The following is an 11,904-nucleotide window of genomic DNA, read 5'->3' on the forward strand; positions in this document are numbered from 1 at the left end:
TCCTGGTTCGATCCGGGCAAGGAGAAGGAGGCCGCCAAGACGCTGCTTTCGCAAGGCTGCGATGTCATCTGCTCGATGACCGACACGGCGACGGGCGTCCAGGTCGCGGGTGAAGGCGGCGCCTGGTCGATCGGCTACGCCAGCGACATGGCCAAGTTCGCTTCGGGCAAACAGCTGACGTCCTTTGTCCTCGACTGGACCAGCGACTATGTCGGCGCCGCCAAGGCCGTCGCCGCCGGCACCTGGAAGCCGGAAGTGCGCTGGGATGGACTGGCAGCGGGCGTCGTGAAGATGGCGCCCTACAATGACGGCATACCGGCCGACACCAAGGCCAAGCTGAAGCAGCTCGAGGCCGACATCGGCAGCGGCAAGGTGCACCCCTATGGCGGCGAGTTGAAGGACCAGGCCGGCAACCTCAAGGTCGCTGCAGGCTCCGTCCTGGCCGATGACGATGTTCGCGGCATGAACTGGTTCGTCAAAGGCATGATCGGCAAGCTGAGCTGAACGCCATCAAAGAACCAGGGAGGCGCCGAGACCGACCTTCGGCGTCTCCCTGCCTGGTTCCCGTCCAACCTCGCTTCACGCCACGGCAGGACCCGCCATGCATCCGCGTCTAGAACTGCGCAACATCTGCAAGCGCTATCCCGGCGTCGTCGCCAATGACGACGTCTCGCTGTCTATCCAGCCCGGCGAAATCCACGCCGTGCTGGGCGAAAACGGCGCCGGCAAATCGACCCTGATGAAGATCATCTATGGCGCGGCACAGGCCGATTCCGGCGAGATCTTCTGCGACGGCAATCCGATCGCGGCGCACAACCCGGCGACGTCGCGCGCGCTCGGCATCGAGATGGTCTACCAGCACTTCGCGCTGTTCGAATCCGTTTCAGTGGTCGAGAACATTGCGCTCTCGGCAAGCAGCGCCTTCGATCTGCCCTCGCTTGCCGCCAAGATCCGCGAGCTTTCGCTTCGCTACGGTATGCCGATCGATCCGCATCGCCAGGTGCATGACCTCTCTGTCGGCGAGCGGCAGCGCGTCGAGATCGTGCGCTGCCTGCTGCAGGCGCCCAAGCTTCTGATCCTCGACGAGCCGACTTCCGTGCTGACGCCACAGGCGGTGGTCAAGCTGTTCGAGACGCTTCGACAACTCGCCGCTGAAGGCTGCAGCATCGTCTACATCAGCCACAAGCTCGACGAGGTGCAGGAGCTCTGTGACACCGCAACCGTGCTGCGCAACGGCAAGGTCACCGGCACCGCTCGGCCGAAAGAGACGACCTCGCTCGAGCTCGCCCGCATGATGGTCGGCTCGAAGCTGCCGGAAATGCATGTCAGCCCGCCGACCCCGAGCGAGAAGCCAGTGCTCGAGGTCAACAACCTTTCGGTCAAGGCAAGAGACCATTTCGGCGTGGATCTGAAGGACGTCTCCTTCAACGTTCATGGCGGGGAAATCGTCGGCCTGGCGGGAGTGTCCGGAAACGGCCAGGCGGAGCTTATCGCCTTGCTCAGCGGCGAACGCACGCATCACAACAACGACGCGATCAGGATTTACGGTACCGCTGCCGCTCGCCTTCGTGCCGACGAGCGCCGCAAGCTCGGTCTCGCCTTCGTTCCCGAGGAACGGCTGGGCCGTGGCGCGGTACCGTCGCATACGCTGTGGGAGAACGCGGTTCTGACCGCCCATCGCTTCGGCACCGTCCGCAACGGCCTGGTCGACCGGCGCAAAGCCAGCGCCTTCGCAGCTGGCATCATCGACAGGTTCAAGGTCAAGGCCAACGGTCCGGCTTCGACGGCGCAAAGCCTGTCGGGCGGCAATCTGCAGAAATTCATCGTCGGCCGTGAGATCGCGCTCGAGCCGAAGCTTCTGCTTGTCTCCCAGCCGACCTGGGGCGTCGATGTCGGCGCCAGCGCCTTCATCCGCCAGACCATCGTCGACCTCAGCCGCGCCGGCGCGGCGGTGCTCGTCGTCTCCGAAGAACTCGACGAGCTGTTCGAGATTTGTGACCGGCTTCTGGTGATCTGCCAGGGGCGCGTGTCACCGCCGCTGATACGCAAGACGACCGACCGCGAAGAGGTCGGGCTGCTGATGACCGGTCGAACGATGGGCACGGATCAAATGGCAATTGGGAGTGGCGACGTTGCGCTTCAGGATTGAACAAAGGCCGGAGCCTTCGGCAACAATGCGCGTCGCGGCGCCGGTGCTGGCGTCGGTTTTGACGCTGGTCGTCGGCTCGATCTTTTTTGCCTCGCTCGGACACGATCCGCTGCCGACGCTCTACGCCTTCTTTGTCGAGCCGTTGAATTCCCTCAACGGTTTGTCGGAATGGCTGCTCAAGGCTTCGCCGCTGATCCTCATTGCGTGTGGGCTGGCTATCGGCTTCCGCGCCAATGTCTGGAACATCGGCGCCGAGGGCCAGTTCACCATGGGCGCGATTGCGGCGAGCGGCGTCGGTCTTTTCTGGCCGAACCCGGACAGCGTGCTGCTGTTGCCGTTGATGTTCGTTGCCGGCATGGGCGCCGGCATGGCATGGGCGGCGATCCCTGCCTTCCTGCGCGCCCGCATGAACACCAACGAGATCCTGGTCACGCTGATGATGACCTACATCGCGACGCTGTTCCTGTCCTATCTCGTGCATGGACCGTGGCGCGATCCGGCCGGTTTCAACTACCCGCAGACGGCACTTCTGCCGACAGCCGCCCTGTTCGAATCCTTCGACCCGGCCTATCGGCTCAACCCTTCGATCTTCATCACCGTCGTCGCCGTGTTCGTGATGTGGCTGTTCACTGACCGCAGCTTCCTTGGCTACAAGATGTCGGTGAGCGGAGCGGCACCGCTTGCCGCCCGCTATGCCGGCTTTCGCGAATCTGCCGCCGTCTGGATCGGGCTGATGGCGGGTGGTGCGGCCGCCGGCATCGCCGGCATGGCGGAAGCCGCCGGGCCGCTCGGCCAGCTCTCGCCGCAGATTTCGCCCGGCTACGGTTTCGCGGCCATCATCGTCGCCTTCATCGGCCGGCTGAACGCCTTCGGCATCGTGCTTGGCGGGCTGTTGATGTCGCTGCTTTTCCTCGGCGGCGAAGGCGTGCAGATGACGCTGGGCCTGCCCTCGGCGCTGACGCGCATCTTCCAGGGCATCCTTCTGTTCTTCCTGCTCGCCGCCGACTTCTTCATTTTTTATCGCATCCGCCTGATACGGCCGGCCCGAGACACGCACGCGCTGGAGACAGCCTGATGGATTTGTTCATCGCCATCTTCACCGGCACCGTCATCGCCGCCACGCCGCTGATATTCGCGGCACTTGGCGAACTGGTGGTCGAGAAGTCCGGCGTGCTCAACCTCGGCATCGAAGGCATGATGCTGATGGGCGCGGCATTGGCTTTCTGGGCCGTCACAGCGGGCTATCCAATGCCGGTTGCGATCCTTGCTGGCGCCCTGGCAGGTGCCGCCGCCTCGCTGCTGTTCGGCGTTCTGGCACTGACCTTCCTCACCAATCAATATGCGGCCGGACTGGCGCTGGCCATCTTCGGTTCCGGCGTGTCGGCCTTCCTTGGCCGCGGCTTCGGCAGCGAGCCTATCGAGGCGCTGCACGGCATCAACGTCCCTGTTCTGTCCGATCTGCCGCTGATCGGTCCGTTGCTCTTCCGCTTCGATCCCATGGTCTACCTGGCTCTGGTGATGTTCGCTGCCATCAGCTGGTTTCTCTACCGCACGAAGGCCGGGCTGATCCTGCGAACGATCGGCGAGTCACCGCAGACATCGCATGCGATCGGCTATCCCGTGATCAGGATCCGCTACATGGCCGTGCTGTTTGGCGGGGCGATGGCTGGCCTGGCGGGCGCCTATCTGTCCGTCGCCTACACACCGCTCTGGGTCGAGAACATGACTGCCGGCAAAGGCTGGATCGCACTGGCGCTGGTGGTTTTCGCCACATGGCGCCCGCTGCGCATCCTGCTTGGCGCCTGGCTGTTCGGCGGCATGACGATCCTCCAGCTGCAGGGACAGGCGCTCGGACTGGAAGTGCCGTCCGAACTGCTCTCGGCCCTGCCCTATCTCGCGACAATCATCGTTCTGGTGCTGATCTCGCGAAACCGGCAAATGCTGGCGCTGCACTTCCCGGCTTCGCTAGCAAGGCCTTTCCGTCCGGCGGGTTGAGCAGCAGGGTCTATTCCCTGTTGTAGGGAATGCCGAGCGCCACCGGCTGATGGGTGCGCGACCGCAAGCCCGCAAGCAGCACAAGTGACGCCACATAGGGCAAGACGAGGAACAGCTGGTGGGGGACAGGAATCCCCACCACTTGCGCATGGATGCCCAACGCCTCCAGAAACGCGAAGATGAAGATCGCTCCAACGATCCGGAACGGCATCCAGTTGCCGGCGATGATCGCGACCACGACCAGCCAGCCGCGGCCGGCAATGAGATCGGGAACGAACTTGTCCGAATAGCCAAGCATCAGGAAGGCGCCGCCGAAGCCGGACATCATGCTGCCGAACATGATCGCGAGGCACTGCCTGAGGCCGACGTGCAGGCCCTTGACGTCAAGCGCCTTCGGATTTTCGCCGACACAGCGCACCTCAAGGCCGTATTTCGTTCGGTAGAGAAAGAACCAGACGAGGATGGGCACCAGGAAGCTGACATAGGTCAGCAGGCGTTGGGAAAACAGCACCGGCCCCAGGATTGGAATATCCGACAGATAGGGGATCGGAACCTGGTCGAAGCCGATGAAGGTCGGCGCCTCGCGGCCGCCAATATAGGCCTGGAACCAGAACAGCGTCACGCCCGATGCGAGAAGATTGAGGGCAAGGCCGGCTACGAATTGCTCGGCCTTCAAAACAATCGTGACGAACGACATGATCAGGCTGCTCGCGGCGCAGGCCAGGATGGCTATCGCCAGAGCCAGCCAAGGCGATCCGGTTGTCGAGGCAACCATGTAGGCGACAATGGCGCCAATCAGCATGGTGCCTTCGACAGCGATGTTCCAGATGCCCGCGCGCTGCGTGACGAGTTCGCCCATTGCCGAAAAAAGCAATGGCGTGGCAATGCGGACCATCGCCGCCAGGAGGCTTATCAGAAGCGGGCCCTGCAGCAGCTCAAGCATGGACTTCCCTCCTCACGATCTGAAGGCGCGTTGCGACGGCGGCACTGAGAAAGAACAAAAGCACCAGCCCTTCCATCGCCGACACCAGGCCTGCCGGCGTGCCACTCTTCAGCCGCATGTAGATCGTGCCGCTTTCCAGCGCGCCGAAGAACAGGGCGGCGATCATCACGCCGCTCGGGCGCAGTCCTCCCACCATGGCAACGACGATCCCCGAACTGCCGATGCCAAGCAGCGTCTCGGCACGCAGCCGGTGCGAGACACCGAAAAGCTCGCCGGCGCCAGCCAGTCCCGCCAGGGCCCCCGACATCAGCATGACGGTCAGCAGAAGCCCGCGCACATTGGTGCCGCGAAACGTCAGCGCGGTCGGGTTTGAGCCGAACGCGCGGATTTCGTAGCCCAGCGACGTCTTGTCGAGCAGCACCGCTGCGAATGCCGAGGCGGCGAGAGCGAACAGGAAGCCGACATGCAGCTTTCCCGCCCCAACGGACAAGAGGATCGGCCACTCCAGACTTGGATCGATGGGCGGCGACTGGTGATAGGATACGGTCACGCCTGTCGCCATCCAGGGGCCGCCATCGAGAAGGTAGGCGAGCAGGTACATGACGACGTAATTCAGCATCACCGTCGAAATGATCTCGCTGGTGCCGAACCTGGTTTTCAGTGCGCCGGCCAACAGGCCGAGCACGCCGCCGCCCGCCATTCCGGCCAGCGCGAGTGTGCAGACGGCCAGCCAGCCTGGCAATGGCGCTATCCAGAAACTCACCCAATAGGCGGCCATCGCGCCGGCGAACACCTGCCCCTCCTGGCCGATGTTCCAGATCTTGGCCCTGAATGCGAACACCGTGCCCAGCCCGACAAGCAACAGCGGGGTCGCCTTCGCCAGCGAACCGAGCAATGCGCCTTGGCTGCCGAATGCACCGACGATCAGGGCCGTGAAGGCCCTTGCAGGATCGCCGCCGGAAAGCCTCAGCAAAACAGCGGAAGCCAGGAGAGCACCTGATATCGCCGCCGAATAGCAGACGACGTTCCATCCCAGGCTGCTGCCCGAGCGTCGTTGAAATGAAATCATTGAATTCCCTGCGTAAGCTGGCTGGCATCGCCTGCCATCATCATTCCAAGTTCGAGGAGGCTGGTCTCCTCGGGTCGCACGATGCCCATGATCCGGCCCTTGAACATGACCGCTATGCGATCGCAAAGGCGCAGCAGGTCTTCGAGTTCCTCTGAGGCGAGCAGGATCGCAAAGCCCGCGGCCCGCTTTTCCAGGATTTTCTCGTAGACGAATTCGGAGGCCGCAACGTCGAGCCCTCGCGTCGGCTGGTTGGCCAGCAACAGCCGCCGCGCATGCTGGAACTCGCGGGCAAGAATGACACGCTGCGCGTTGCCCCCCGACAGTCGCTCCACCGGGAGGTCCGCCGAGGCGGTCGCGACCTTGTATTCGTCGATCTTGCGCCTCGCCAACTCAGCCAGTTTGCGGCGATCGAGGAACGGACCGCGACAATATTCCGGCGATCGCTGCCAGCCGAGGACAAGGTTTTCGGCGGTTCCGAACTCCGGGATCAACCCTTCGAGGAAACGATCGTCCGGAATGAAACCCACGCCGCTGTCGAGAATCTGGCGAGACGTCGGCGCGGTGACCGGGCTTCCTTCCAGCGAGAAACCGCCCGATTGAAGCGCGCGGACTCCCATCAGTACCTCGAACAGTTCCTTCTGGCCGTTGCCGGCAACGCCAGCCAGCCCGAGAACCTCGTTGGCGGCGACGGTAAACGTCACGTCCTTGAGGACATCCTCGCCCCATTCGCCAACCGCCGACACCTTTTCGACCGAGAGGATTTCTCCCGTCGGCGTGACGGAATTGTCCCTGACGTTTTTCGTCACCTTGTGCCCGACCATGAGGGCGGTAATCGCCTCGGCTGTCGTATTGGCGGTGTCCACCGTAGCGACGACCTTGCCTTTGCGCAGGATGGTGACCCTGTCGGATTGCATCACCTCGCGCAGCTTGTGACTGATCAGGACAATCGACAATCCACGCTTGCGCATCCCATCAAGGATGACGAAGAGCTGGTCGGATTGCTGCGGCGTCAGGACCGCCGTCGGTTCGTCCAGGATCAGCAGCTCGGCACCGAAATAGAGTGCTTTGAGGATTTCCACCCATTGCTGTTCACCGACCGACAATTGCCAGATTTCGCGATCGAGGTCGATGTCGATGCCGCAGTCCCTGCAGAGGCCGAGAACCCTGCGGCGGGCATCGGCCTTCCTCAGCAGCAACCCGACATCGGCACTGCCGACGATGATGTTTTCGAGCACGGTGAAGTTCGACACCAGCACGAAATGCTGGTGAACCATGCCGATGCCTAACCGCAAGGCATCGGCGGGAGAGCTCAATTCCACCACCTCGCCCTTGAAGCGTATCTCGCCGCTATCGGCTTTGTAGTAGCCGTAGAGGCAGGACGACAGCGTCGACTTGCCTGCCCCGTTTTCACCGAAAAGGCAGTGGATCTCACCTTTGCGGATATCGAGATTGACCCCGTCATTGGCAATGACGCTGCCAAATCGCTTGGTAAGGTTCTGAACGTTCAGCAGGTCTTCCATTGGGTCGCACCGGGCTGCCTGGTTGATGTGTCTTACTTCACCTCGGCGGTGTTGAGCGGAACGACAAACTTGCCGGAAAGAATCTCCTGCCGCTTGGCAGATATTTCGCCCTTCACCGCCTGCGGGATCTTGCCGTCGAAATCATGATAGGGTGCGATGTCGGTGCCGCCTTCGGCCATCGAAAACCATTTCGGTTCGGCGTTGCCATTGAATTGCGCACCGGCCTTGTGTTTCAGCCATTCGCCGATGATCCAGTTGAGATCGGGCTTCCAGCTGATGGTGGCGCTGGACGCAATGGCGTCGGGCGCGACCTTGCTCTGGTCGTTGATGTTGGCGAAGCACATGATCTTGTGCTCCTGGCAGGGCTTGAAATTGTCGGTCAGCATGAAAACGACGTCGGCGCCGGCCGCGATCTGCACATTGGCATGCTCAGCCGCCAGCGCATTGTCGGACCACGAGCCGATGAACGAAAGCCGATGCTGGATGTCCGGCCTGATCGACTTTGCACCCTCGAAGAACGCATTGATCTGGTCGTTGACGTCATTGGCTGGAAAGGTGCCGACGATGCCAACCATGCCTGTCTTGGTGGTATGGCCAGCCAGCATCCCAAGCAGGTAGGAAGGCTCATGCAGCCGCTTGTAGATCCAGTATTGATTTGGCCCGGCTGGGTGATTGCCGGAGCCGGTGACAACAAACATCAGGTCGGGGAACTCGACGCTCAGCTTCTGGACCTGGTCCGAATAGGTGCCATGGCCCCAGATGATGTCGTATTCACCACTCTCTGCGTAGAAACGCATGGCGTTCTCAGCATCGTCTCCGTACAGCGGATCGGTATGTTCCCATGCAATCTCCAGCCCCTCGGGCCTTTCCTGTTTCAGTTGCTCAAGCGCGTCGAGCAGCGTCCGGTCCCAGCCGACGTCAGGCAGGTCCTGCAGGATAACAGCCAGTTTCAGCGTCTTTGGGACATCCGCGAATGAGCGTACAAGCCCCGACAGAAGCAGGGCGCCCGCCGTGCCCAGGATTGCCGTGCGTCGCGTAATGGTATTCGTCATCGCTTGATCCTCTCATTCCAGTCCGAGAACTGTCCAATGCCGCCCTGTCGTCATCCGGATGTTCTTGTCTTTTCCGGTTGCCTACTTGGAGGCGGCGATCGCCTGGACAACGTCCCCATGGCGTTGTTGGCAGCCGGTCTTCCGGCTTAGGTCCGAAACTTCCACGGCGAAGGTCGGCTAACAATGGCTGCGATTTCTTTCGCGCATATCCACAATTAATCATGTCCGAAAATGCGCCCATGACTAGAGCATAGTGCCGAAAAGTGTGAAGCGGTTTTCACGGACAAACGGAAACCGTTTGTCCAGACATCATGCTCTATCTCTTTGATCTAGAAGCGGATTCCGATTTCAGGTCGATTCGACCTGAAATCATCCGGCTCTAGTGTGCGCCGATACCGTTGCCGGCCACGACGCCATAACGCAGGCCCCTTTCGCGCAGCCAGCGGCGGTAGGCGGCCGACGCGGCGTCGGCGCGGATCGGCACCTCGGAACGGGGATCCAGCGGCAGCCTCTTCGGAACCTGATTCTCCAGGATCGGCTTGTCCTGACCCAGGATGGTCTGATGAAATCGCCTCCTCGACACAGGCGACGACATGCCAGTCGTTGAGCGCAACGGGATCGAGATGAGAGAAATTGCTCATGGTGCTGTCCAGCCTGGAATGTCTGTTGTCGGTGAACGGATCTGGCCAAGGCGCGACCGGCAACCAGGTTGCAAGACATCGGTCCGTTGCCTGACGCCGGATCAACCCTGATTGCCCGACAATTCATTTGTGCCTGGAAACCGCCATGTCCGCTCTTGAGGAAAGCATATCGCCAGTTCACCCGCCGGTTCTGGAGGCAATGCTTGCCTCGTCACCCGGAGGCACGTGGGCAACCATCAGGCGTTGCGCTTCTGCTCTCTGAGCTCGGTCGGTGAACAGTCGAACGCCAGCTTGACCTGCCGCGAGAAATGATAGGGGTTCTTGTAGCCGACCTGGTAGGCGATCTCGCTGATCGACAGTCCTGTCCGCTGCAGCAGATGCGTGCCGTAATCGAGGCGGCAACGCCACAGATATTTGGCCGGCGTCATGCCGAGATGTTTCTTGAACGCCGAGACCAGATATTGCGGGCTGACGCGCACCTGCTGCGCCACCCGCTCGATCGACAGATCGGCGGCAAAGTTCTCTTCGAGGAAACGGCGTGCCTGCAGGATCGTCTGCGGGATCGGCCGCTCCGCCTCGATCACCTCGGCCTCGTAGATGAAGGCGTGGAGCAAGGCGTTGGTCAGCGACTCGCGAACACCACTGCGGCCGCCGCGCTCGCCGAGGCCAAGATCAACACCCAACTGCATGAGGGTGTGAACCATCGGCGAGGCGACGATGAATGGCGCGAACTTCTCGCGCTCCTTGTACAGCCACGCCGCGTTCTGCGGCCGGCCATCGCACCAGCTGACATGGGTCAGCGTTTCCGGCGCCACCGACGTCATGTAGCGATCACGCGTGAGCGACAGAGCACATTGTCCTGCCTCCAGTTGCAGGACGCTGTCATCCGCCTCGAGCGTCAGGGATCCGACGTGGACAAGCATGAAGGCCAGATAGTCGCCACCGATCGGCCCGTAGTCGCCGCCATTCTCATAGGTTAGTTCGCCGAAGGTGTTCTCGCGGCTAAGGTCGATCGGTGGCAGGCGCATATCGGCTTCCCCCTGTCAGACTGCCGGTGCCATGCAAGTGAAGTCGATCCGCGTTCCGGCTGCGTCTCCAATTGTCGAAGCTATGGCCTCGTGACGCAAGATACCGCCAATCAACCTGCTCATGGCGGCAGACCGATGCTTCCACGCGCACAGGCCCAGGCTAGCCGAGGCGATCCGCCAGGCGATCTCCAGAGAGGCCGCCCTTGAACGCTCGCTGGTCAACGGCTTGTCGAGATCGACGTCGAGCCGCGCTGGCCAGTTCCGCCTGCGCAGAGAGGTTCGTCCACCTCCTCCTCTTCGTCGTCACTCGGGTGGGATCACACTGGTGGACATAGCCGGAATGAAGGGCGCCTTGGTCAAAGGCGCCCTTCGCATCGGCGGCGCGCTTCGGTCCTGGAGGTACGGACTCAAGCATTTTGAGAGGAGCCACCCGATGAGCTCACTGGGCCGGCTTGCCCAGCGAGCATTCGTATATTTCGGCGAAGTGCTACAACAATCCGCTAGAAGTCACGCTGGAAGCGGAGGAGGCCGCCGACGCTATTCTCTTTCGTAGCGCCGACCCAGTTACGGTTGTCAATCTGGCCAAACTTGCCATCGTGGTTATAGTCAACTTCGGCCGTGACCGTGAAGCCGGGGACGACATCGTAGGCAACGTTTGCCGCGACACCGTAATTCTTGTCATCGTCAGCGGAAACCTGGAGATTGAACGAGGTCTTCTCGTTGAACTTGTAGGTGCCGCCTCCCCAGACTGCCCAGTTGCCGCCCCACTGCTTATAGAAGTTGCGGTCGATGTTCTTGTCGGTGCCGTAACCGGCCATCAAGAACAGAGACAGAGCGCTCGAAGCGTTCACGTCCAAGCGAACCTTGCCGGCATATTCTTCGAAGGTGCTGTCATAAGCAGCGACGCCCGTGATCGCGCCCCAGCCCTGCGTGTACTTCACGCCGCCGACGACATGCGGGACATAGCTGTCGATCGTGTCGTAACCCGAACTGATGTACGCGAAAGGCGGGACGCCGGTCGGGCCAGCGCTGCCGCTACCTTCTTCGAGGGAAACCACGCCCGACAAACCGTTGCCGAGGTCGAAGTAGTACTGGACGACGTTGCTGTCGAAGCCGCCATAGGGGACGATCGTGTCGTTGATGACGTTGCCGGCGTAACCGATGAAGGTGTCGAAGGCCGGGTCGTCCTTACCGACGCGCAGACCACCGATCTGGATCCAGGCGAAGTTCAGCGTAATGCCCGTGTTGCGGGCCTGCCAGTTGTTGCGGCTGTCGTTGGTCGTGGCCTGGTTGGCATAGTCGCCGAAGCTGTTGCCGAAGTTGAAGCGGGTCTCGGTGTAGGTCTTCAACGTGCCGAGTTCGGTTTCCTGGCCGGTCCAGGTCTTCAGGTTGAAGCGGGCATTCTTCCAGTAGGTCGAGTGGTCGTCTTCGCCCATGCTGTCAGGAACGTGATTGACGCCATCGAACGAACCGGCATCACCCACGCCGACGTCGTAGCGGACATAGC

10 protein-coding genes and 1 pseudogene are annotated in these 11,904 nt (G+C 61.7%); 4 read left to right on the forward strand and 7 right to left on the reverse strand.

The genetic code is table 11. The features are described from left to right. The 4 genes from EN991_RS08090 to EN991_RS08105 form a co-directional block, all read left to right on the forward strand. A partial coding sequence (locus EN991_RS08090) for a BMP family ABC transporter substrate-binding protein (RefSeq protein ID WP_127368537.1) occupies nt 1-504 on the forward strand: 504 nt, incomplete at its 5' end. Between the two features lie 97 nt (nt 505-601). Next, nucleotides 602-2,149, forward strand: a complete 1,548-nt coding sequence (locus EN991_RS08095) for an ABC transporter ATP-binding protein (RefSeq protein ID WP_127368538.1) — start codon at nt 602-604, stop codon at nt 2,147-2,149. A 25-nt stretch (nt 2,150-2,174) separates the two neighbouring features. Beyond that, on the forward strand, nt 2,175-3,224 hold the full coding sequence (locus tag EN991_RS08100) for an ABC transporter permease (protein WP_224621515.1): 1,050 nt from the start codon (nt 2,175-2,177) through the stop codon (nt 3,222-3,224). Continuing rightward, the gene (locus tag EN991_RS08105; protein WP_127368539.1) at nt 3,224-4,144 is read left to right on the forward strand and encodes an ABC transporter permease; all 921 of its coding nucleotides are present in this window, start codon (nt 3,224-3,226) and stop codon (nt 4,142-4,144) included. Before EN991_RS08100 ends, EN991_RS08105 begins: the two co-directional genes overlap by 1 nt. A 10-nt stretch (nt 4,145-4,154) precedes the next feature. On the opposite strand, the gene EN991_RS08110 is transcribed toward EN991_RS08105, so the two are convergent. The 7 genes and pseudogenes from EN991_RS08110 to EN991_RS08140 all read right to left on the reverse strand — a co-directional run. Continuing rightward, nucleotides 4,155-5,087, reverse strand: coding sequence for an ABC transporter permease (locus EN991_RS08110; protein ID WP_013529890.1), 933 nt, complete (start codon nt 5,085-5,087; stop codon nt 4,155-4,157). Continuing rightward, nucleotides 5,080-6,156, reverse strand: coding sequence for an ABC transporter permease (locus EN991_RS08115; protein WP_127368540.1), 1,077 nt, complete (start codon nt 6,154-6,156; stop codon nt 5,080-5,082). Before EN991_RS08115 ends, EN991_RS08110 begins: the two co-directional genes overlap by 8 nt. After that, nucleotides 6,153-7,676 (reverse strand): ABC transporter ATP-binding protein, encoded by a 1,524-nt coding sequence (locus EN991_RS08120; RefSeq protein ID WP_127368541.1) that lies wholly within the window; start codon nt 7,674-7,676, stop codon nt 6,153-6,155. The genes EN991_RS08115 and EN991_RS08120 overlap by 4 nt, the downstream gene beginning before the upstream one ends. A 32-nt stretch (nt 7,677-7,708) precedes the next feature. After that, the gene (locus EN991_RS08125) at nt 7,709-8,728 is read right to left on the reverse strand and encodes a BMP family protein (protein ID WP_127368542.1); all 1,020 of its coding nucleotides are present in this window, start codon (nt 8,726-8,728) and stop codon (nt 7,709-7,711) included. A 379-nt stretch (nt 8,729-9,107) separates the two neighbouring features. Then, nucleotides 9,108-9,299 (reverse strand): annotated as a pseudogene (locus EN991_RS08130) (aromatic ring-hydroxylating dioxygenase subunit alpha); the annotation flags it as partial. 306 nt (nt 9,300-9,605) lie between these two features. After that, on the reverse strand, nt 9,606-10,397 hold the full coding sequence (locus tag EN991_RS08135) for an AraC family transcriptional regulator (protein WP_013529886.1): 792 nt from the start codon (nt 10,395-10,397) through the stop codon (nt 9,606-9,608). 500 nt (nt 10,398-10,897) lie between these two features. Then, a partial coding sequence (locus EN991_RS08140; RefSeq protein WP_245460920.1) for a porin occupies nt 10,898-11,904 on the reverse strand: 1,007 nt, incomplete at its 5' end.

This window comes from Mesorhizobium sp. M7A.F.Ca.US.005.03.2.1, assembly GCF_003997795.1.
Taxonomy (GTDB): domain Bacteria; phylum Pseudomonadota; class Alphaproteobacteria; order Rhizobiales; family Rhizobiaceae; genus Mesorhizobium; species Mesorhizobium ciceri.

Coding starts and splice junctions, on each gene's coding strand:
- EN991_RS08095 (WP_127368538.1), top strand. CDS start 602: ATGCATCCGCGTCTAGAACTGCGCAACATCTGCAAGCGCTATCCCGGC.
- EN991_RS08125 (WP_127368542.1), bottom strand. CDS start 8,728: ATGACGAATACCATTACGCGACGCACGGCAATCCTGGGCACGGCGGGC.
- EN991_RS08115 (WP_127368540.1), bottom strand. CDS start 6,156: ATGATTTCATTTCAACGACGCTCGGGCAGCAGCCTGGGATGGAACGTC.
- EN991_RS08105 (WP_127368539.1), top strand. CDS start 3,224: ATGGATTTGTTCATCGCCATCTTCACCGGCACCGTCATCGCCGCCACG.
- EN991_RS08110 (WP_013529890.1), bottom strand. CDS start 5,087: ATGCTTGAGCTGCTGCAGGGCCCGCTTCTGATAAGCCTCCTGGCGGCG.
- EN991_RS08135 (WP_013529886.1), bottom strand. CDS start 10,397: ATGCGCCTGCCACCGATCGACCTTAGCCGCGAGAACACCTTCGGCGAA.
- EN991_RS08120 (WP_127368541.1), bottom strand. CDS start 7,676: ATGGAAGACCTGCTGAACGTTCAGAACCTTACCAAGCGATTTGGCAGC.
- EN991_RS08100 (WP_224621515.1), top strand. CDS start 2,175: ATGCGCGTCGCGGCGCCGGTGCTGGCGTCGGTTTTGACGCTGGTCGTC.